At 71.9% G+C, this 21,521-nt stretch carries 15 protein-coding genes; 7 read left to right on the top strand and 8 right to left on the bottom strand.

Going from position 1 to position 21,521, the window contains the following annotated elements:
• The first annotated feature begins 180 nt into the window (after positions 1–180).
• The 3 genes from efeU to efeB are packed head-to-tail and all read left to right on the top strand — an operon-like array spanning position 181 to position 3,434.
• A complete protein-coding gene (efeU, locus tag FLX07_RS21400) occupies positions 181–1,023 on the top strand; it encodes an iron uptake transporter permease EfeU (protein WP_142572660.1) in 843 nt (280 codons plus the stop codon).
• Between the two features lie 15 nt (positions 1,024–1,038).
• Positions 1,039–2,175: an iron uptake system protein EfeO gene (gene efeO, locus FLX07_RS21395; protein ID WP_142572658.1), complete on the top strand. Its 1,137-nt coding sequence runs from the start codon at positions 1,039–1,041 to the stop codon at positions 2,173–2,175.
• Entirely contained in the window at positions 2,172–3,434 is a 1,263-nt protein-coding gene (efeB, locus tag FLX07_RS21390; RefSeq protein WP_142572656.1) for an iron uptake transporter deferrochelatase/peroxidase subunit, read from the top strand. Before efeO ends, efeB begins: the two co-directional genes overlap by 4 nt.
• Positions 3,435–3,452: 18 nt before the next feature.
• On the opposite strand, the gene FLX07_RS21385 is transcribed toward efeB, so the two are convergent.
• The 5 genes from FLX07_RS21385 to FLX07_RS21365 form a co-directional block, all read right to left on the bottom strand.
• Positions 3,453–5,429: a CehA/McbA family metallohydrolase gene (locus FLX07_RS21385; protein ID WP_142572654.1), complete on the bottom strand. Its 1,977-nt coding sequence runs from the start codon at positions 5,427–5,429 to the stop codon at positions 3,453–3,455.
• A 99-nt stretch (positions 5,430–5,528) separates the two neighbouring features.
• Positions 5,529–6,533, bottom strand: coding sequence for a methylmalonyl Co-A mutase-associated GTPase MeaB (gene meaB / locus FLX07_RS21380; RefSeq protein WP_142572652.1), 1,005 nt, complete (start codon positions 6,531–6,533; stop codon positions 5,529–5,531).
• The gene (gene scpA / locus FLX07_RS21375) at positions 6,530–8,659 is read right to left on the bottom strand and encodes a methylmalonyl-CoA mutase (RefSeq protein WP_142572650.1); all 2,130 of its coding nucleotides are present in this window, start codon (positions 8,657–8,659) and stop codon (positions 6,530–6,532) included. The genes meaB and scpA overlap by 4 nt, the downstream gene beginning before the upstream one ends.
• Entirely contained in the window at positions 8,656–10,464 is a 1,809-nt protein-coding gene (locus FLX07_RS21370) for a methylmalonyl-CoA mutase subunit beta (protein ID WP_142572648.1), read from the bottom strand. The genes scpA and FLX07_RS21370 overlap by 4 nt, the downstream gene beginning before the upstream one ends.
• Positions 10,465–10,536: 72 nt before the next feature.
• A complete protein-coding gene (locus FLX07_RS21365) occupies positions 10,537–11,322 on the bottom strand; it encodes a peptidoglycan recognition protein family protein (RefSeq protein WP_142572646.1) in 786 nt (261 codons plus the stop codon).
• Between the two features lie 163 nt (positions 11,323–11,485).
• Between FLX07_RS21365 and FLX07_RS21360 the strand changes: the two genes are divergently transcribed.
• The 4 genes from FLX07_RS21360 (at position 11,486) to FLX07_RS21345 (ending at position 16,914) form a co-directional block, all read left to right on the top strand.
• On the top strand, positions 11,486–12,613 hold the full coding sequence (locus tag FLX07_RS21360) for a DUF5925 domain-containing protein (RefSeq protein WP_142572644.1): 1,128 nt from the start codon (positions 11,486–11,488) through the stop codon (positions 12,611–12,613).
• Positions 12,614–12,689: 76 nt separating this feature from the next.
• Entirely contained in the window at positions 12,690–13,811 is a 1,122-nt protein-coding gene (locus FLX07_RS21355; RefSeq protein ID WP_229689866.1) for a C39 family peptidase, read from the top strand.
• Positions 13,808–15,637, top strand: coding sequence for a S9 family peptidase (locus FLX07_RS21350; RefSeq protein WP_229689867.1), 1,830 nt, complete (start codon positions 13,808–13,810; stop codon positions 15,635–15,637). The genes FLX07_RS21355 and FLX07_RS21350 overlap by 4 nt, the downstream gene beginning before the upstream one ends.
• On the top strand, positions 15,634–16,914 hold the full coding sequence (locus FLX07_RS21345) for a M20/M25/M40 family metallo-hydrolase (RefSeq protein WP_142572641.1): 1,281 nt from the start codon (positions 15,634–15,636) through the stop codon (positions 16,912–16,914). The genes FLX07_RS21350 and FLX07_RS21345 overlap by 4 nt, the downstream gene beginning before the upstream one ends.
• Before the next feature lie 62 nt (positions 16,915–16,976).
• Here the strand turns inward: FLX07_RS21345 and FLX07_RS21340 are convergent, their stop codons facing one another.
• The 3 genes from FLX07_RS21340 to FLX07_RS21330 form a co-directional block, all read right to left on the bottom strand.
• Positions 16,977–19,703: an NACHT domain-containing protein gene (locus tag FLX07_RS21340; RefSeq protein WP_142572639.1), complete on the bottom strand. Its 2,727-nt coding sequence runs from the start codon at positions 19,701–19,703 to the stop codon at positions 16,977–16,979.
• A gap of 61 nt (positions 19,704–19,764) precedes the next feature.
• Positions 19,765–20,604 carry an ABC transporter permease gene (locus FLX07_RS21335; RefSeq protein WP_142572637.1) on the bottom strand — a complete coding sequence of 280 codons (840 nt, stop codon included), beginning with the start codon at positions 20,602–20,604 and terminating at the stop codon, positions 19,765–19,767.
• Positions 20,591–21,520, bottom strand: a complete 930-nt coding sequence (locus FLX07_RS21330; protein WP_142572635.1) for an ABC transporter permease — start codon at positions 21,518–21,520, stop codon at positions 20,591–20,593. Before FLX07_RS21330 ends, FLX07_RS21335 begins: the two co-directional genes overlap by 14 nt.
• Between the last annotated feature and the right edge of the window lies 1 nt (position 21,521).

The raw sequence follows: 21,521 nt of genomic DNA, 5'->3' as shown, positions 1-21,521 counted from the left end.
GCAGGATGTCGGTCACCATAACGCGGGACGGGGAAGGGACGCCATCGAATTGATCGGCCGTAGTCCCACCCGTCCCTGGGGGTGACAAAAGACCTACCCCGCTCCACAGGTTCGGGACCTTGTCGGTAAGGTGAACCTGCCCTAAGTTAGGTTAGGCTTACCGACCGTCCGGAGGACGATGTGTTAGCGAGTTACCTCATCGGCCTTCGCGAGGGCCTGGAGGCCACACTCGTGGTCTCCATCCTGGTGGCCTTCCTCGTCAAGAGCGACCGCCGCGAGCGGCTGCCCATGGTCTGGGCCGGCGTCGGCGTCGCCGTCCTCCTGTCCATCGGATTCGGCGCGCTGCTGACCTTCACCGCGGCCCACCTCGCCACGCAGCAGCAGGAGATGTTCGACGCCGTGACATCCCTGGCGGCGACCGTCTTCGTCACCTTCATGGTCTTCTGGATGCGCACGGCGGCCCGCAAGATGTCGGGCGAGTTGCGGGAGAAGATGGGCACGGCCCTGGAGCTCGGCGGCACCGCCGTGGTCGTGGTGGCGTTCCTGTCGGTCGCCCGCGAGGGGCTGGAGACCGCCCTGCTGTGGTTCGCCGCCGTCCAGGGCGCGACCAGCAGCGCGAGCCCGCTGATCGGCATCACGCTCGGGCTGCTCACCGCCGTCGCGCTGGGCTGGGGGCTCTACCGCAGTGCCCTGCGGATCAACCTCACGAAGTTCTTCACCTGGACGGGCCTGCTGCTGGTCCTGGTGGCCGCCGGGATCTTCAAGTACGGCGTGCACGACCTGCAGGAGTCGGGACTGGTGCCCGGCCTGAACACCTACGCCTTCGACATCAGCGGCGTGCTCGACCCCAGCGCCTGGTACTCGACGCTGCTGAGCGGGATGTTCAACATCACCCCGCAGCCCAGCGTGCTGGAGGCCGTCGCCTGGGCCGCCTATCTGATTCCCGTCCTCATCCTGTTCCTGCGGCCCGCGGCCAAGACGCCGGCGCGCCCCGCCCCCAAGTCTCCCCAACCCGCTTCCTGACCGGAGTCCACCGAAATGCGCACCCCCACCGTCCTGGCCGCCGCCGTGCTGACCCTCGCCGGTCTCACCGCATGCTCGTCCACGGGCTCCGGCACCACGACCGAGGCGACCGCGGCCGGCGACGGGAAGATCACCGTGGCCGCCACCGACACCGAGTGCAAGGTGGCGAAGTCCGACCTGGCCGCCGGCACCTCGACCTTCTCGATCACCAACAACGGCTCGAAGGTCACCGAGTTCTACGTGTACGCGACGGGCGACCGGGTCATGGGCGAGGTCGAGAACATCGTGCCCGGCCTGACCCGCGACATCGTGGTGGAGCTTCCCGCGGGCGTGTACGAGACCGCCTGCAAGCCCGGGATGACCGGCAAGGGCATCCGCGGCCCCCTCAAGGTCAGCGGCGAGCACAAGCCGCTGACCGGCGACGCCAAGCTCGCCGAGGCCGTGGCCGGCTACAAGCGCTACATCGAGAGCCAGTCCGACACGCTGCTCGACAAGACCAAGGAGTTCACCGAGGCCGTCAAGGCCGGCGACGTGGCCAAGGCCAAGGAGCTCTACCCGGTCGCCCGCACCTACTGGGAGCGGATCGAGCCGGTCGCCGAGGTCTTCGGCGACCTCGACCCGGCCATCGACGCGCGGGAGAACGACGTGGCCGACGGCGCGGAGTGGACCGGCTTCCACCGCATCGAGAAGGACCTGTGGGTCAAGAAGGACGTCGGCGGCGACGGCCCGATCGCCGACAAGCTGATGACCGACGTGAACACGATCGTGACGAAGTCCGCGACGGTGGACCTGTCTCCCGTGCAGCTCGCCAACGGCGCCAAGGGACTGCTCGACGAGGTCGCCACCGGCAAGATCACCGGCGAGGAGGACCGCTACTCGCACACGGACCTGTGGGACTTCGACGCCAACCTGCAGGGCTCGAAGGCCGCGGTCCAGGCGCTGCGCCCGGTGCTCGAGGAGCGCGACGCCGAGCTGGTGAAGACACTCGACGCGAAGTTCGCCGACGCCGAGAACGCGCTCGCCGCCCACCGCAGCGGCGACGGCTGGAAGCTGCACACGGACCTGTCCAAGGACGACCTCAGGGCGCTGTCCGACGCGATCAACGCCCTGGCCGAGCCGATCAGCAAGGTGGCGTCGGTGGTGGCCGGATGAGCGGCGCGGGGATCAGCCGCAGGCGGCTGTTCGGCCTCGGCGCGGCCGGTGTGGCCGGTGTGGCCGCCGTCGGGGCCGGGGCGGTCGCCGGCCGGTCCTTCATCGAGGAGCCGGTGGCCCACGCGGCCTCGGCCTCCGACCCCGTGCCCTTCTACGGCCCGCACCAGGCGGGCGTCACCACCCCCGCCCAGGACCGGCTGCACTTCGTGGCGTTCGACGTGATCACGAAGAACAGGGCCGAGCTGGTGGAGCTGCTCCAGGAGTGGACCGCCGCCGCGGCCCGGATGACCCAGGGCAAGGACGCCGGCACGTTCGGCGCCGTGGGCGGGGCGCCCGAAGCGCCCCCGGACGACACCGGCGAGGCGCTCGGCCTGCCCGCCTCCGGCCTGACGCTGACCGTCGGCTTCGGCCCGTCGCTGTTCGACGACCGGTTCGGCCTCGGCGACCGCAGGCCGCCCGCGCTCGCCGACCTGCCCGCCTTCCCCGGCGAGGACCTGCAGCCCGAGATCTCCGGCGGGGACATCTGCGTGCAGGCGTGCGCGCACGACCCGCAGGTGGCGGTGCACGCCATTCGCAATCTCGCGAGGATCGGCTTCGGCAAGGTCTCCGTGCGCTACTCGCAACTCGGCTTCGGGCGCACCTCGTCCACCTCGCGGGCGCAGACGACGCCGCGCAACCTCATGGGCTTCAAGGACGGCACCAACAACCTCAAGCTCGAAGACACCGCCATGCTGCGCGACCACCTGTGGGCCGCGCCCGGCGACGGCCCGGCCTGGATGGACGGCGGCGCCTACCTGGTCACCCGCAAGATCCGGATGCACATCGAGACCTGGGACCGCGCCCCGCTGGCCGAGCAGGAGGCCATCTTCGGCCGCGACAAGGGCAAGGGCGCGCCGCTCACCGGGCACGGGGAGTTCGACGCGCCGGACTTCGCCAGGAAGGGCCCGGACGGCGCGCCCGTGATCGCCGGCAACGCGCACGTACGGCTCGCGCACCCCGACGCCCACGGCGGCGCGCGGCTGCTGCGGCGCGGCTACAACTTCGTGGACGGATCCGACGGCCTGGGGCGGCTCGACGCCGGTCTGTTCTTCATGGCCTACCAGCGCGACCCCCGCACGCAGTTCGTTCCCATCCAGCGGATGCTGTCCCAGAAGGACGCGCTGAACGAGTACATCAAGCACGTCTCCAGTGGCGTGTTCGCATGCCCGCCCGGAGTGGCCGACGGCGGCGACTACTGGGGCCGCACGCTGTTCGCCTGACGCCCTCCGCCGCCGCGATCACAGGCGCGACTCGTACACCGCCCTGGCCTTCTCGATCAGGTCGAGGTGGTCGCGCAGCTGGGCCCGGGTCCGCAGCCGGGCTCCGGCCCTGACCAGTTCGTCGAGCAGGTCGAGCCATCGCAGGCACCAGCGCACGTCCTCCTGCCTGGCCACGTGCCGTCCCCGCACGTCGAGGTAGACCGGGCTGGTGTGGGCGTAGGCGCGCCCGCGCGGGGAGCGCGGATGGGGGCCGCCGCGGACCACGGCGACCACGTAGGTGGCGTCCGTCACCGGCAGCGACGCGGTGATCTCGTGGCCCGGCCCCTCGGCGAGCACGCCGGCCGCGGTCCTGATCTCCATGTGCTCCACCTCCGGCCCGACGGCCCTGGCCCGGATCGCGACCGTCTCGCCGCCCTCCAGACTGAGCGTCTCCCCCGGCCCAAGGTCGTCCACCGTGAGCTCCAGCCAGGGGCCGGTGGTGGCGAACGTGCGCCCCCGCCGTACGGCCTCGGCGAACGTCTCGGCGCTGAGCGGCCCGTCCACCCGGGCGTAGACGCGCTCCCAGCCGGGCGGGCTGGAGACCGTGTCCTGGCGGGTGAACGACAGCATGGTGTCGGTCCCGGCGAGCGCGGCGAGCCGGTTGCCCGCGCCGACCAGCCTCCGGTAGACCTCGGCCGTCCCCGGCGCGGGCGACAGGTCGCTGAAGTGCAGCACCTCCACCCCGTCGACCATGCCGAGGGCGGCGTCGACCACCAGGGCGCGGCCGGTGCAGTTCCTGGTCCCGTTCGCGGCCACGTCCTCCGGGGAGGAGACCGGGCCGTGGAAGGGGTGGGCGTACCCCAGGACCGCGCGCGGCTCCCGCAGGTCGCCGCAGACCGCCGCGTTGGGCGGCCAGTCGGCGTCGGCGCCGAAGCCCGTGTGGTAGACGGCGGGCGGCGCGGCCACCCCGAAGACGTGGACGTGCCCGAACAGGTCGTTGCGATACTCCACGCCCATGCGGGCGAGGTGCCCGGCGTCCGACCACGGCAGGTCGCGCCCGGCCCAGTGCTGGAGCGCCTCCCGGTCGTAGACCCGGTCCCCCGCGACGTTGCCGGCGACGAGGTTGAGCACGTGCAGGTCCTCGCCGAGCTGCGCGGCGGCCGCCTCCGCGGGAACGGCGACCAGGTCGCCCGCCCAGTTCATGTGGACGTGCAGGTCGGCGCCGTACCAGCCGCGGGCGGCGGCGTCGTACAGCCGCTGCGGCGCGAGCCCGACCAGCGTCTCCTCCCCCGTCCTCGGGACCACCGTCGTCTCGGCGACGCCGTACTCCATGCCGCGCGTGACCCGGATCGTGACCGGCTCGCAGGGCACGGCGAGCACGATGTCGTCGCCGTGGAAGAACGGCCTGTCGTCGTTGTCGCGCCGTTCCGGCACTCCCTCCGGATACCACCCATGGCCGTCGGCCGACGTGACGCTCCACCGGCACGGGAAGCCCGCGCGCAACCACAGCCGCGCGGCCGGGGCGGGCCGGGTCAGCCCCGACAGGTCCACCTCCTCGCCGTCCACCGTGAGCATGGTCGCGGTCGTCACGTCGATGAGCCGGGCTCCGCCCGCCGCGATTTCGTACGGGACGCCGTCGGCCGTCACCTCCACCGGGTGCGGCAGCGCGGAGTCGACCAGCAGGATGACGGGCGCCGGCCCCGGCGACAGCAGCGGCCGGGCCGGGCCGTGCTCCAGGCGGTGCTCCAGGCGCTGCTTCATGCGCCGGCCGTCCGCGGTCAGCCGCAGCGCCACCAGGCCCCGGGGGACCTCGCCGGCCAGCGTGTCGCGGAACTCCGCGTCGAGGTCGGGCCTGACGGTCATCCGGTCGGCCGCCTCGGGAAACCGCAGGAACGGCATCATCCGGACGTAGCCCAGCGGCGGCTCTCCCCAGGTGATCCCATGTGCGGACAGTAACGCCCGGTACTCCCGCAGAGCGCGTTCCACCTGCGGCGGCATCATCGGATCGTGGTTCATCGCACCTCCCCGTAATCGAAAGCGGCCACATGGTGGCACGGTTTCGGCCTGGGAAAACGTGCAACAGTGCATTCCCGGTCACAGGGGTAGCGATCTGTCTCACCCGGGAGGAAAGGTGATCCCCCGGGTGTCATGAGAGGCGTCCGCCTGGTCTTCGGTGGCCAGGAAGGCCGCCAGGATCCGGTCGGCGGCCAGCGCCGGGGTGAGGGTGCCGTCGAGGACCTGTCGTTCGATCTCCGGCGCGATCTGACAGGTGGCGTCGCGGAGCATGGCCAGCAGCCGCTCCCTGACCAGCGCCCACGTCCACTCGACCTGCTGGCGGCTGCGCCTGGCGGCGAGGTCGGCGTCCTCCTGGTGGCGCACGACCTGCGCCCACAACTCCTCCAGCCCGGCGCCGGTGAGGCCGCTGCAGGTCAGCACGGGCGTGGCCGAGCGCAGCAGCCGCAGCGCCCCGGACAGCTCGCGCGCCGCCTTGCGCGCGGCCGTCTCGTGCTCCCCGTCGGCCTTGTTGACCGCGACGACGTCGGCCAGCTCCAGCACGCCCTTCTTGATCCCCTGGAGCTGGTCCCCCGTGCGGGCGAGGGTGAGCAGGAGGAAGGTGTCGACCATGTCGGCGACCGCGGTCTCCGACTGGCCGACCCCGACCGTCTCGACGAGCACGATGTCGTAGCCCGCCGCCTCCACGACGACGATGGCCTCGCGGGTGGCCGTCGCCACGCCGCCGAGCGTCCCAGCAGTGGGGGACGGCCGGATGAAGGCGTTCGGATCGGCCGACAGCCTGGCCATCCGGGTCTTGTCCCCCAGGATGCTGCCGCCCGAGCGCCGCGACGAGGGGTCCACGGCCAGCACGGCGACCCGGTGCCCCTGCCCGGTGAGATGGGTGCCGAGGGCCTCGATGAAGGTCGACTTGCCGACCCCGGGCACCCCGGACACGCCCACCCTGCGGGCCTTGCCGGAATGCGGGGTGAGCTCGACCAGCAGCCGCTGCGCCATCTCCCGGTGATCGGCCCTGGTCGACTCCACCAGCGTGATGGCCCGGGCGGTCCACCGCCGGTCGCCCGACAGCACGCCCTTGACGTAGTCGTCGATCACCGGTGCGGTCACCGGTGACCCAGCCGGGCGGACAGCTCGCGCAGCAGTTCCAGGGCGGCGTCGGCGATCACCGTGCCGGGCAGGAAGATCGCCGAGGCGCCCGCGGTGCGCAGCTCCTCGACGTCGCCCGGGGGGATCACCCCGCCGACCACGATCATGACGTCCTCCGCGCCGAGGCCGGCGAGCGCCTGCCGCAGCGCGGGCACCAGCGTCATATGTCCGGCCGCCAGCGAGGAGACCCCGACCACGTGCACGTCGGCCTCGACGGCCTGCCGGGCGACCTCCTCCGGCGTCTGGAACAGCGGGCCGACGTCGACGTCGAAGCCGAGGTCGGCGAAGGCGCTCGCGATCACCTTCTGGCCCCGGTCGTGACCGTCCTGGCCCATCTTCGCGACGAGGATCCGGGGCCGGCGGCCCTCCGCCTTCTCGAACTGCGCGCACGCCTCCCGGACCCGGTCCGCGCCGCCGCCCACCTCCGCGCGGTACACGCCCGATATCGTACGGATCTGCGCGGCGTGCCGTCCGAAGACCTTCTCCAGCGCGTCGGAGATCTCCCCGACCGTGGCCTTGGCCCTGGCGGCCCTCACCGCGAGCTCCAGCAGGTTCTCCCCGCCGGCCGCGCCCTTCGTCAGCGCCTCCAGCGCGGCGTCGACGGCGTCGGCCGAGCGCTCCTCGCGCAGCCTGCGGAGCTTGTCGATCTGCTGGTTGCGCACGGCCGTGTTGTCGACCTTGAGCACCTCGATCGGCTCGTCGGACTCGGGGCGGTACTTGTTGACGCCGATCACCGGCTGCCTGCCGGAGTCGATGCGGGCCTGGGTGCGGGCCGCCGCCTCCTCGATGCGCATCTTGGGCAGCCCCTGGTCGATGGCCCTGGCCATGCCGCCGGCCCGCTCGACCTCCTGGATGTGACCCCATGCCGCCCGCGCCAGCTCCCGGGTCAGCCGCTCGACGTAGTAGGAGCCGCCCCACGGGTCGATCACCCGGCAGGTGCCCGACTCCTGCTGGAGCAGCAGCTGGGTGTTGCGGGCGATCCGCGCCGAGAAGTCGGTCGGCAGCGCGAGCGCCTCGTCCAGGGCGTTGGTGTGCAGCGACTGGGTGTGGCCCTGGGTGGCCGCCATCGCCTCGACGCAGGTCCGTACGACGTTGTTGAACACGTCCTGCGCGGTCAGCGACCATCCGGAGGTCTGGCTGTGCGTGCGCAGCGACAGCGACTTGGGGTTGCGCGGGCCGAATCCCTTCACCAGGCGGGCCCACAGCAGCCGGGCGGCGCGGAGCTTGGCGACCTCCATGAAGAAGTTCATGCCGATGCACCAGAAGAACGACAGGCGTGGCGCGAACGCGTCGACGTCCAGCCCCGCCGCGACCCCGGCGCGCAGGTACTCCAGCCCGTCGGCCAGCGTGTAGGCGAGCTCCAGGTCGCAGGTGGCCCCGGCCTCCTGGATGTGGTAGCCGGAGATCGAGATGGAGTTGAACTTCGGCATCTTCTCGGAGGTGTACTCGAAGATGTCGGAGATGATCCGCATCGACGGGTCCGGCGGGTAGATGTAGGTGTTGCGGACCATGAACTCCTTGAGGATGTCGTTCTGGATGGTCCCCGCCAGCTTGTCGGGCGTGACGCCCTGCTCCTCGGCCGCGACGATGTAGAGCGCCAGGATCGGCAGCACCGCGCCGTTCATGGTCATCGACACGCTCATCCGGTCGAGCGGGATCCCGTCGAACAGCTGCCGCATGTCGTAGATCGAGTCGATCGCCACGCCCGCCATGCCGACGTCGCCGGCGACGCGCGGGTGGTCGGAATCGTAGCCCCGGTGGGTCGCGAGGTCGAAGGCGACCGACAGGCCCTTCTGCCCGGCGGCCAGGTTGCGCCGGTAGAACGCGTTGGACTCCTCGGCGGTGGAGAACCCCGCGTACTGCCGGACGGTCCACGGCTGGGTGACGTACATCGTCGGGTACGGCCCGCGCAGGAAGGGCGCGACGCCCGGGTAGGTCGCGAGGGACGGGCCGTCCTCCAGGTCGGCCGCCGTGTAGAACGGCTTGACCGCGATGCCCTCCGGGGTCTCCCACACCATGTCACCGGGACGGACGTCCGGCGCCGTGGCGCTCGACCCCAGGTCAATCTCCGAGAAATCCGGAATCATCGGTCCACTCCCAGCTCGTCGAACGTCGCGCGGAGCACTCCCAGCGCGTCGCAGCCGGCGTACAGGGTGGCGTCCACCCCCTCATACTCCCCCTTTCCGGCCAGCCAGATCGTGCGTGCCCCGGCCTCCCGCAGCGCCGCGGCGACCGCCGGGGCGTGCTCGCCGTACAGCCGATCGCTGGAGCACAGGCAGGCCACGGGGGTGCCGCAGTCGCGGAAGGCCGCGGCGATCGCGGCCGGGTCGGTTCCCGGGCCGCTGGTGACGGTCGCGACACCGCCCGCCGCGAACAGGTTGGCGGCGAACGCCGCCCTCGCGGTGTGCGCGGCGACCGGCCCGATCGTGGCGAGGAACACCGCGGGCCGGCTCGGCTGGGCGTCGGCGAGGTCGCGCAGCGCCTCGAACTCCTCGGCGTAGCGCGTCACCGGCAGTCCCCCGCCCGGTGCGCCGCCGGACGCGCCGCCGGACGTCGCGGCGAGCCCGGGGCCGGGCCGCCGGGACACCGGCCGCTCCTTCAGATCGGGGAACTCGCTGACCCCGGTGATCGGGTCGCGGCGGTGGGCGAGGTTGTCCGCGCGCCCGGCCCGGGTCGCCGCCAGCCGCTCGGGGACCAGCCGCTCCAGCGCGGCCGCCATGCCGCCGGCCCGCTCGATCTCCTGGAACCACTCCCAGGCCCGGGCGGCGAGGTCGTCGCTGAGCCGTTCCACATACCAGGAGCCGCCGGCCGGGTCGGCCACGCGGGCGACGTTCGCCTCCTCCACCAGCAGCGCCTGGGTGTTGCGGGCGATGCGGCGGGCGAACGCGTCGGGCAGCCCGAGGCAGGCGTCGAACGGCTGGACGGTGACCGCGTCGGCCCCGCCCACCCCGGCCGCGAAGCAGGCCACCGTCGTGCGCAGCATGTTCACCCAGGGGTCCCTGACGGTCATCATCGCCGAGGAGGTGACCGCGTGCTGGAGCTGGGCTCCCAGCCCACCGACCACCTCGGCGACCCGCGCCCACAGCCGCCGGGCGGCCCGGAGCTTGGCGATGGTCAGGAACTGGTCGGCGGTCGCGGCGTAGCGGAACTCGAGCTGCCCGAACGCCTGCTCGACCGTCAGGCCGGCGCCGGTCAGCGCCCGCAGGTAGGCGACGCCGGTCGCGACCGAGCAGCCGAGCTCCTCGGCGTCGGCGCCGCCCGCGTCGTGGTACGGCAGCGCGTCGACGGTGATCGCCCGCAGGCCCGGATGATCCACGGCGCAGCGGCGGGCGAGCGCCACGGCGGCGCCGGTGTCCACGGTCGCGCCGGTGCGGGCCGCCAGCCCGAGCGGGTCGGCGCCCAGATTGCCCGCAGCCCCCTCCACGGCCAGGCGCAGGAACGCCTCCGCCGCCTCGGCCGTACGCGGGCCGGCGTCGAGGACGACCGGGGCGAGGTCGAGCAGGACGCCGTCGAGCACGGCCGGCAGCGCGGCGGGATCGATCGCGTTCAGATCGAGCCACAGGGACGTGACGCCGTTCTCCAGGTCGGCGTGGATCGCCTCCCGGGTCACGGCCGGATCGGGGTCGGCGTGCCGCTGGCGCACGTCCCACGGGCCCGGTGCGCGCGTCGGCCGCGGCGCGGCCGGCAGGTCCGCGGCGTCGTACAGCGGGGCCACCGCCACCCCGTCGTAGGTCGTGGTGGTCAGGGCGGCCTCGGCCTCGCCCGGCGACCCGTCCCAGCCCGATCTGCGCAGCACCTCGGCCGCGAGCGTCCGCCACTGCTCCCGCGTGGCCTGCGGGAACCCCGCTGCGGGATCGGCGAGATCGTCGAGTTCAACAGGCGGCACCGTCATGAACCGGATGCTAAATGCACCGGCCCGGTCTCGGGGCAACGGGGTGCCGGTCTGTGGACAACTCCGGGTGCCTCATGACTTGGCGAATGCGGCGTTCCAGGTGTCGGGGCCGACGATGCCGTCCACGTCGAGGTGGCGGTCCTTCTGGAACCTGCGGCACACGTCCTTCGAGTCCGGCCCGTACGCGCCGTCGACGACGATGTCGTAGCCGAGCTCCTTCATCCGGGCCTGCCAGGCGCGCACGTCGTCGCCGCGCATCACGGGCGGATATTTGAGCAGGCGGCCGGGCCACTTCTGCGTGGGCTGTGGTTCCGGCTCCGGTTCGGGGTCGGGCTGCGGCTGGGTGGTGCCGGGACGCGGCGCGCCCTTCTTGACCCAGGCGTACAGCGGGTCGCCGGGGCAGTCGGTCGAGTAGCCGTCGCGGTGGCCCTTGATCTCCTTGCCCGCGCCGCCCTTGGCGCGCAGATACTCCACCGCGTCGAGGATCGCGTGCAGGATGCCGTCGGTCGGCTGGACCAGGCCGGCGTTGCCGACGAGTCCGAGCACGGCGTAGTGGCCGGAGTTCAGGCCGGGTCCGTTGGCGGCCGGCAGGTGTCCCGGCCCGCGACCGACGAAGACCTTCCGGTGGGGACACGCCACCATGGAGTATCCGATGTCGATCCAGCCGTTGCCGTCGATATGGAAGTCCTGAATCGACTTCACCATGGCCACGCACTTGGCGTGGTCGCCGACGATGCCGGGATCCACGCGGCCACCGGTGTAGTGGACCTTCACGCCGCGCGTGGAGGCCAGCGACGAGTACGAGCCCCTGGGGGAACGCGCGCCCCATGCAGCGCGAGACACGAGATCGATGGCCACAGTGCTCTCCGTTGCAAACCGTACGACTGGACGCCGAGCGTAGCGGTAACGCCCCAATAGGTACTGACTTTTGCCCAGATGAAACGGCTTAAACAGCAGGAAAATCGAATAACCCAAATAAATCCAATCGACAGAGTGAGACGTTCGTCGAGATCATCGCTGTATGTCCGTTCTCAAGGAGGTCGACTTCTCTCCTCACTCCACGCCCCCACCCCCGGTGCCGATGCGGATCTGGCTCGACGACGCCGACAGCCCGGCCGACGTGATCGACGCCATGGCGCTGTCGCCGTTCGCCACCGGCGAGCAGCCCTGGTCCCGCACCACCAGCCTCGGCCGGGTCCGCGCCGACGCCCCGCTGACCGCCGAGGGCGGCCGGCTGCTGCGCGTCGCCCAGCACACCGACGGGTACGAGACCCGGCTGGTCGCGGGCGAGGGGTGGACGCTGCGGGTGGTCCGCGGCGCGAACCGGTCGGCGACGCTCACCGCCACGGCGGTCAGCGAGGAACTGGCCGGCTCGGTCCTGGAGCAGGCGACCAGGGACGCGGAGGAGGCGGCCCCCGACGCCGACCACGTGCGGATGGGCTTCTGGTGGCGGTCGAGCCACGGCCCCCACCGCTCCGCCAAGCCCATCACGACCTCGTCCTGGCAGGAGATCAGGCGGAACTACCCCCGGGCCGCGGCCCGCCGCCTGGACGCCCTCATGGCGACCACCGCGGCCGGCGTGACGGGCCGGCTGGTCCTCCTGCACGGCCCGCCCGGGACCGGCAAGACGACGCTGCTGCGCACGCTCGCCCGCGAGTGGGCGCCCTGGTGCCAGGTCGACTGCGTGCTCGACCCCGAGCTGCTGTTCAACGACCCCGGCTATCTCATGGACGTCGCCGTCGGCTGGGACGGTCCGGGCGAGGACGACGAGCCGCGCTGGCGGCTGCTCGTCCTGGAGGACTGCGACGAGCTGATCCGCGCCGAGGCCAAGCAGTCGACGGGTCAGGGCCTGTCACGCCTGCTCAACCTGACCGACGGGCTGCTCGGCCAGGGCAGGGACGTGCTCGTGGCCATCACGACCAACGAGGACCTCAGCCGGCTCCACCCGGCCGTCGTACGGCCCGGGCGGTGCCTGGCGCAGATCGAGGTCGGCCGGTTCGAGGCGGACCAGGCGGCCCAGTGGCTGGGCGCCGGGGGCGCGGGCACGGGCGGGAGCGCGAGCGGGACGACCCTGGCCGAGCTGTTCGCCCTGCGGGACGGCCGCCCGGCCGCCGCCGAACCCGCCCCCGCCACGGGGCTCTACCTCTGACGGGCGTAGCGTCCCGTGTGTCGGATACGTAAACCATCCGATGTGCCAGGTCGGGGCGGTAACAACAATCGGCGAGGTGGTCACCCTGCTGTCGGCCGGACCGAGCCCCCAGGTGAGCCCCGTCGTCCTCCACCGGTGGTCCGTCGAGGCTCGGGAGACGGGGACAACGAAATATCTGGATCCGTTCGCCCCCGGCGGCGAGCGGGAGTGGCCCTACATCCGCTGGACGTCCCCGGAGCGGGAGATCGGCTTCGCGGCCACCGAACTGGTGCCGTCGTGGACGGCCGCCGCGCCGCCCGGCGCCTGGCTGGAGATCGAGATCCAGGCGCGGGCGGTCACCGGCGGCCTGACCAAGTGGTACGTCATGGGCCGTTGGGCCGAGACCGGCGCCGACATCCACCGCACGTCGCTGCCCGGCCAGGGGGACGCCGACGGGGACGTCGCCGTCGACACCTTCGTGGCCGCCCGCTCCGTGACGTCGTACCGCGTGCGCGCCACCCTGTACGGCAGCGGCGGCGGCGTGCGCTCGCTCGCCGTGATGGCCTCGGCCGTGGGGCAGGCGGGCAGAGGCGGCCCGCCGGGGTCGCGGGCCGTCGAGCTCGACGTGCCGCGCCGTTCGCAGAAGGTCCACACGGGGCACTATCCGCAGTGGGACGGCGGCGGTGAGTCGTGGTGCAGCCCCGCGGCGTTCACGATGGTGCTGGGCTACTGGGGGCTGGGGCCCGCCCCGGCCGACCTCGCCTGGGTGACCCCCGGCGACGCGTGCCCGGCGGTCGACCACGCCGCGCGCGACATGTACGACCACAGCTACCAGGGCACCGGCAACTGGCCCTTCGGCGTCGCGTACGCCGGGCGGTACGGGCTGGACGGCTTCGTCACGCGGCTGCGCTCGCTGGCCGAGCTGGAGCGGTTCATCGCCGCCGGGATCCCGGTGATCACCTCACAGGCCTTCCGCGATCACGAGCTGCCGGGCGCCGGATACTCCACCGGCGGGCACATCATGGTCGTCACGGGATTCACGGCCGAGGGCGACGTGATCGCGAACGATCCGGCCGCGCCGGACGACGGCGGCGTGCGGCGGGTGTATCCCCGCGCGGCGTTCGAGAGCGTCTGGCTGCGCGCCACGAGCAGCGGGGGGATCGCGCACATCGTGCATCCCCCCGGCACTCCGCTTCCAGACTCCGGGGGGAACTGGTGACCATTCGGGCCGTCGACGTCGCACGGGTGGACGACCGCCCGCTGTGGGTGGAGATCTCGGGAGACGAGGTCTGGTGGGACGAGCCGCGCCCGCGCGAGGGCGGCCGGCGCTGCGTGGTGCGGCGCAGGGCCGACGGCGTGATCGAGGACGTGCTCCCGCCGGGCTGGAACGCCAGGAACCGGGTCATGGAGTACGGCGGGCGGTCCTGGCGGGCGCACGAGGGCCGTCTGGTGTTCACCGACTGGGCGGACGGCCGGATCCACCTGTGCTCCCCCGGCGAGGAGCCGGTCCCGCTCACCCCCGAGGAGCCCGCCCGCTACGCCGACCTCGTCGTCCACGGCGACACGGTGTGGTGCGTGCGCGAGCGGGGCGACGCGCGCAGCGGCGAGCGCGACATCGTCGCGGTGCCACTCGACGGCTCCCCCCTGCGCAGCGTGGTGAAGACCCATCATTTCCTGATGAACCCGCGCGTCTCGCCGGACGGACGGTCGCTCGCCTGGATCGGCTGGAACCACCCGGACATGCCCTGGGACGCCACCGAGCTCTGCGTCGGATCCGTGGACGGCGGCCCCCACCGCGTCCTGCTGTCCGGCGCGTCCACCTGCCAGGCCGAGTGGCGCGACGACGGGAGCCTGTACGCCGTCACCGACCCCACCGGCTGGTGGAACATCCACCTCGTCGGGGTGGACGGCACGGCGCGCGACCTGACCCCGGTGCCGCTGGAGTTCGGCGACGCCACCTGGAAGATCGGCGCGACGTTCTTCGCCGTCGCCGGCGGGCGGATCGCCTCCGTGTACGGCACGGCCGACGAGCGGCGGCTGGGAATCCTCGACGCCCCCGCGACGGCAGGCTCCCTCAGGGACGTCGGCGGCGATTACACCCACTGGGCGCCCGCCCTGTCGGGCCGGGGCTCCCACGTCGTGGGCGTCGCGGCCTCGCCCCTCCGGCCGTACGAGGTGGTGCGGGTCGACCTGGACACCGGGGCGCGCGAGGTGCTGTCCTCCGGCAAGCCGGTGCCGGGGGACGCCGAGCTGCCCACACCCGAGGCGGTGACGGTCGGGGGAGTCCACGCGCACCTGTACGCCCCGTCGTCCGGCGGCGGGCCCGCGCCGTACGTGGTGTTCGTGCACGGCGGTCCGACGAGTTCGGCCCCGCCGGTGTTCGACCTGGAGATCGCCTACTTCACCAGCAGGGGCATCGGCGTCGCCGAGGTCAACTACGGCGGCTCCACCGGCTACGGCCGGGCCTACCGCGAGCGGCTGCGCCACAGCTGGGGCGTGGTGGACGTGCGCGACTGCGAAACGGTGGCGCGGTGGCTGCTGGACACCGGGCGGGCCGGGAAGGTGGCGATCAGAGGCGGCAGCGCCGGCGGCTGGACGTCGATGGCCGCGCTCGTCCACAGCGACGTCTTCTGCGGCGCGGTGTCCCACTACGGCATCTCCGACCCCGAGCACTGGGCGGCCGAGACGCACGACTTCGAGTCGCGCTACCTCGACGGGCTGATCGGCCCGCTGCCCGAGACCCGGCAGCGCTACGTGGACAGGTCCCCCGAACTGCACGCGGAACGGGCGTCCGGCCCGGCCCTGCTCCTGCACGGCCTGGAAGACAAGGTGGTCGATCCCGCGCAGTCGGAGCGTTTCGCCGCCGCACTGGCCCGCCACGGGCACCGGTGGGCATACCTCACCTTCGAGGGCGAACAGCACGGCTGGCGGCGTGAGGAGACCATCGTCCGGGCGCTGGAAGCCGAGCTGGCCTTCTACGGGATCGTCTTCGGCTTTCCGACTCCTGAGGTCCCGCCCCTGAAGCTGGAAGGTGGAGTGTCGTGAGCGAGGTCGCGACGATCTGCTCGGAACTGCTGCGGATCGACACCACCAATGACGGGTCCGGCGACGGGCCGGGCGAGCGGCGAGCCGCCGAATACGTGGCGTCCCTGCTCGCCGAGGTAGGCATCGAGCCGGTGGTGTTCGAGTCGGCGCCGCGCCGCACCAGCGTGGTGGCGCGCATCCCCGGCGACAGCCCCGACGCGCTGCTGCTGCACGGTCACCTCGACGTGGTGCCCGCCGACCCGGCCGAGTGGCGTACGCACCCGTTCTCCGGGGAGATCGCCGACGGCTGCGTGCACGGCCGGGGCGCGGTCGACATGAAGGGCACGCTCGCCATGACCCTCGCCTGGGCCCGCGAGAACGCGCGCAGGGGCGTGCGCCCCAGGCGCGACCTCGTGCTGGCCTTCCTCGCCGACGAGGAGTCCACCGGCGAGTACGGCGCGGGCCACGCGATCGAGCGGCACCGCGACCTGTTCGAGGGCTGCACGGAGGCGATCAGCGAGTCCGGCGGCTTCTCCTGGTATGAGGGCGACGTCCGCGTCTACCCGGTGGCCGTCGGGGAGCGCGGCACCGCGTGGATGCGCCTGACGGCCCACGGCGTCCCCGGCCACGGGTCCAAGCCCGCCGTCGACAACCCCGTGGCCGAGCTCGCCCGTGCCCTCGCCCGCCTCGCCGACCACCCCTGGCCCGTACGGCTGACGCCCGAGGTGGCCCGGCTGATCGACGAGCTGTCGCGGGCGCTCGGCCGGCCGATCGACGTCGACCGGCTGGAGACGGAGATCGAGCGGATCCCCCGGGCGGCGGCGCTGTTCAAGGGCGTGCTGCGCAACTCGGCCAACCCGACGATGCTCGACGCGGGATACAAGGTCAACGTCATCCCCGGCACCGCCGAGGCCCACGTGGACGGCCGGTTCCTGCCGGGGCAGCGCGAGGAGTTCCTGGAGACCGTCGACCGGCTGCTCGGGCCGAAGATCACCCGTGAGTTCGTCAGCTTCGAGGAGGCCGTCTCCTCCCCCGCCGAGGGCCTGTTCGACGAGCTCACCGCCGCCCTGCTCGCCGAGGACCCCGCCGGCAGGCCGGTGCCGTACGTCATGACCGGCGGCACCGACGCCAAGTGGTTCGCCAGGATCGGCATCAGGGGGTACGGCTTCGCGCCGCTGCTGCTGCCGCCGGACCTCGACTACTTCGGCATGTTCCACGGTCTCGACGAGCGCGTTCCGGCCGAGGGCCTGGAGTTCGGCGTCCGCGTCCTCGACCGGCTGCTCGTCGCGCCCTCGTAGAAACGCTCAGCCCTGAACGCTCAGCCCTGAACGCTCAGCCCTGACAGAAGGTCGCCCGGATTTCAGGCGGTCGTGCGGAACGGGCGGCCGTTGTCGTCCAGGACGGTCACACCCTGCTTGCCGGCACTCACCCAGCGCACCTCGATGCGCCAGGAACAGTCACACGTCGTCGTTCGCACGCGCAGCCGCATGGTCAGCGTCTCCGAGTTCCGCACCGAGAAGACCTCGGTGGACGGGAGGAAACGCGGCGTGCCGCCGTCGAGATCGGCCACGAGGTCGTACACGGGCGCCTCACCCATCGCGGCGGCCTCGACGAAGCCTTCGCAGTCGACGGTGCTCCCTCGCATCGGCGGTCTGCGGGAGACGATCAGCGGCCTTATGTCCTCCAGCACCGCGGCCTGTGGGATGAGCCCCTGCACGACAACGGTGATCTCCGTGGTCCCCTTGTCGACAGCCCCGTTGCGGTCCAGCCACGCGCGCACTTCGCGGCCCGAGCCGGCCGCCTCCCATTCGGGTCGGCCCGGCACCTTCCACTGCAGACCGTCACACTCGGCGGCCTTCGTCGTGACGAAGGCCAACGGATTGGCGGCGCGGCTGGGCTCGCCCACAGAGAGCAGGGAGTTCAGGACGGCAGAGACGACGAGCGCGGAAACAAGCGCGGAAACAAGCGCCGAGGCACTCAACACGAGGCGAGCGGACGCGCGGACAGCGGCCCGGGGGACGGTGGCCGTCGGCTCTCCGGGCGCCGCGGTCAAGAAGTACTGACGCAACTCCCCGTGCCGGAACTGATACGCCGAGCCGGCCGTGGTGCGCATGATCCCAGCCAGCACGGCCCAGTCGAGGAACGCGCCGAGCCGCATCGGCAATCGCCGCTGAAAAGCCTGAATCGCCAGGGCGACGGCGTAGCGAACGGTTGTACGCGTGAACCAGATGCCGGACGTGATCCCGATAAGGAACCCGACGGCCACGACCGCCTTCACTTCCCGGTACTCCGCACCGAATCCCAGGGCCCACCGCAGGACGAACGATCCGCCGAAGCCCATCACCAGGATCGGGAGAAGGGTCACCAGCACGCCCACGATCACCTCGTTTCGCATGGCCGTACGAATCGAGACGGGAGCCGTCTCGTCCACGTCCGCGAAGAGGGCGGTGAGAGCGGTCAGGCACAGCAGCGTCACGACCGCGAAGCTCAAGGACGGCCATCCGAGAAGCCACAGCAGAGCGACGGCACCCGTGACGAGGATCAGCACGGACGCGGTGACCCGAATCGGGACACGGCGGAGAATCGACAGAGGATCGCGCAGGTAACGGACCGGCGTTTCCGCCCTGAGCGTTCCGGCGACGACCAGCGCGCCGACCGAGAGGCCCGCGGAGACGACGACCACACCGGCCGGGGCCGCCATGAGGGGCAGGACGGAAATCCACACGAGAGGGACGACGATCATCAACGCCAGCACGCCGTGAAGGAGTCTGGGAAGCCATGCGCCGGCGATCGTCCATATCCGGGCCGGCGAGATTTCCGGACCACGGCCCCCCTGCCTTCGCTGAAGGACCGTCTGCTCGGCAAGCGTGCGGAGCCACCGCCCGACGTCCGCCTCGCTGTAGCGAGATCCCTGGCAGGCCAGTCGGACGAAGCCGTCCACGAGAAGGGACCGGAGGCCGGCGGCGGTTCCGGAGTCCCCGAGCGTCCTGGGGACCTCCGCGAACGCGCGAACCGCGATGGACAGCCACAGCGGGGTCCGCAGCATGGTCCTGCGCTCGTGGTCCAGTCCGTCGATGACCCGGGACCACTCGTTCTGCAGAGCGTCACGGCCGCCGAAGCGAACCCGGAGGTACTCGTGGATGGCACCGGCGTCCAGCGCCATGATCCGTATCGACCGCTCCCCGTCGAGACGCCGGGCCGTGTTCTCGTATGCGGCCGGTTGCGACGCCAGCACGACACCGCGCAGTTCGTCCGCCACGTAGTCGTTGACCCGCTCGATCGTGCGGCTGACCCGGCGATCGGTCGCGGGCGAATCCAGTTCGTCGAGGCCGTCGAGCATCGGGAGGATACGCCCGGTGCGTACGAGTTCCCTTGCCACCGGCGTCGAAAGCCGGAACTCCTCCGCCAGTCTCCCCGCGATCCACGCGGAGATGTCTCCCGCCTCCGGATCATAGGAGGCGATCGGGAGCCGATAGGGAATGTGCCCGTCTCTCGGATGGGTCCTGTCGCCGTCCGCGGAGGGCGTCACGCGGCTCTTCAGCAGGTGGATCGCCAGAACCGTGAGAAGAACGGTCTTGCCGGATCCCGCCGGTCCGAGAACGGCCAGGCGAGGCCGGTCGAGCGCCCGGAAGTACGTGTGGATCGTCGAAAGATCGCCGGCGTTCCGGCTCCGGTCGTCGCCGAAGACGATCAGGGGGGAACTCCGCCACCGCGGGGCGGGCTCGTCGCTGAGCAGCGACAGGCGGATGGCGTCCCCGACGTCTCCGCCGATCATCTGTTTGAGGCCGTCCAAGTACGCGTGGAGCATGCCTTCGGCCAGCACATCGGCGACACCGTCCAGGTCGTCCGCGGAAAGCCGTCGTGGACGCAGCAGCCAGCCCAGGGCCGTGAGGGCCACACCGGCGAAGCCGATCGGAAGGGCCAGGATGTTGGCCCAGCCCACCCACCGGTTGAACTCGCCGTCCGACGAGGACGCCATCGCCCGGACGACGGGCGTGAAAACAAGCAGCGCGCCCGCGGACGTGAGCAGCACGACCCCCATCCGCATCCATCGGGACTCGGCCACCCGCAGCCATATAGCGCCCATAGCGACACCATCATCCAGCCGATCAAGCCCTGCCGGCAGGCTTTTCCGGTGCCCGGGGATGTCAGCGCAGGCGGGGGTCGAGGGCGTCGCGGACGACGTCGCCGAGCATGAGGAAGCTCAGCACGGTCGCGGTGAGGAACAACGCGGGGAAGACCAGCAGGTGGGGGTGCTCGGCGAAGAACGTCTGGGCGATGTTCAGCTGCAGGCCCCACGACACGTCGGGATACTGCAGGCCGACGCCGAGGTAGTCGAGGGTCGCCTCCCCCGCGATGACGTTCCCGACGTTGAGCATGGCCACGACGATGACCGGCGCGACGGAGTTGGGCAGGATGTGGCGCATCATGAGCCTGCGGTCGCTCGCGCCCAGCATGCGGGCGGCGGCGACGAAGTCCATGTCCTTGACGGCGATGACCTGCCCGCGCATCAGCCGGGTCATGGTCGTCCAGCCGAGCAGCACGAGGACCAGCGTCATCGCCCATATCCCGTGGTCGGGGAAGGCGACCAGCACGACGGTCGCGCCCAGCACGAACGGGATGCCGAAGAACACGTCGGTGAGCCGGGAGATGACCGCGTCGGCGACGCCCCCGTAGTAGCCGCCCACCAGCCCCAGCAGGATGGAGATCAGCATGGCGAAGACGGTGACCGAGACGCCGACCACGATGGACGCCCGGGTGCCGTGCACGACCTGGGACCAGTAGTCGCAGCCCTGCAGGTCGTACCCGAACAGCGCTCCGCCCGCCGGGCCGCGCTTCGACATGCGCAGGTCGCAGGCCTCGTTGGGGCCGAGGTGGGCGAACAGCCCGGGGAAGGCCGCCATCGCCACGGCCACCAGCAGGACGGCCGCGGAGAACCAGAACACCACCCGGCCGCGCAGTTCCAGCCAGGCGTCACGCGCGAGCACGGCGGATCCTCGGGTCGAGCACGCCGTACAACAGGTCGACGGCCAGGTTGGCGAGAATGAAGATCATGACGAGCAGGGTGACGACGCCGACGACGACAGGACCCTCCTGAAGCTGGATGGACTGGAACACCTGCTGGCCGATGCCGGGCAGGTTGAAGATGCCCTCGGTGACGACCGCCCCGGCCATGAGGTTGCCGAAGTCGACGCCGAGGTAGGTCACGACCGGGATGAGCGAGTTGCGCAACGCGTGCAGCCCCACCACCCGCCGCCGGGCCAGCCCCTTCGCGGTCGCCGTACGGACGTAGTCGGCGCGCAGGTTCTCCACGAGGGAGGTGCGGGTGAGCCGGGCCACGTACGCCAGGCCGAACGAGCCGAGGACCATGCCGGGCAGCAGGTAACTGACCGGCCAGCCTTCCTCGGTCCCCGCCGTCGGGAACAGCCCCAGGTTGAGGCCCAGCAGGATCTGGGCCGTGTACCCGACGACGAACACCGGGACCGCGATGACGAACGTGGTGCCGGCGAGGACCGCCGTGTCGGCGGCCCCGCCGCGGCGCAGCCCGGCCAGGACGCCGAGGCCGATGCCGACGACGAGTTCGAAGACCCAGGCGGTCAGCGCGAGCTGCGCGGTGACCGCCCACCGGTCCTGGAGGAGCTCGCTCACCGGCTGGCCGGTGAAGGTCTCCCCCAGGTCGCCCTGGAACACCCCGAGCATGTAGCGGCCGTACTGCACGAGCAGCGGCTCGTCGAGGTGGTAGCGCGCCCGCATCACGGCGAGCACCTGCTCGGGCACCGGCTTGTCGCCCGCGAGCGCCAGGATCGGGTCGCCCGGCAGCACGAACACCATCGCGTAGATCAGGAAGGTGGTCGCGAAGAACGCCGGGATCGCCTGGGCCAGGCGCTGCGCGGCGTACCTCACC

The organism is Microbispora bryophytorum (genome assembly GCF_006874465.1).
Classification (GTDB): domain Bacteria; phylum Actinomycetota; class Actinomycetes; order Streptosporangiales; family Streptosporangiaceae; genus Microbispora; species Microbispora bryophytorum.
Note: the sequence above shows the minus strand (reverse complement) of the source record. Positions and strands in the feature narration are given on the sequence as shown.

Excerpts from the sequence above, each read along its gene's own strand:
- FLX07_RS21360 (WP_142572644.1), top strand. The coding sequence starts at position 11,486 with ATGTCCGTTCTCAAGGAGGTCGACTTCTCTCCTCACTCCACGCCCCCA.
- efeO (WP_142572658.1), top strand. The coding sequence starts at position 1,039 with ATGCGCACCCCCACCGTCCTGGCCGCCGCCGTGCTGACCCTCGCCGGT.
- FLX07_RS21385 (WP_142572654.1), bottom strand. The coding sequence starts at position 5,429 with ATGAACCACGATCCGATGATGCCGCCGCAGGTGGAACGCGCTCTGCGG.
- scpA (WP_142572650.1), bottom strand. The coding sequence starts at position 8,659 with ATGATTCCGGATTTCTCGGAGATTGACCTGGGGTCGAGCGCCACGGCG.
- FLX07_RS21340 (WP_142572639.1), bottom strand. The coding sequence starts at position 19,703 with ATGGGCGCTATATGGCTGCGGGTGGCCGAGTCCCGATGGATGCGGATG.
- FLX07_RS21370 (WP_142572648.1), bottom strand. The coding sequence starts at position 10,464 with ATGACGGTGCCGCCTGTTGAACTCGACGATCTCGCCGATCCCGCAGCG.
- efeB (WP_142572656.1), top strand. The coding sequence starts at position 2,172 with ATGAGCGGCGCGGGGATCAGCCGCAGGCGGCTGTTCGGCCTCGGCGCG.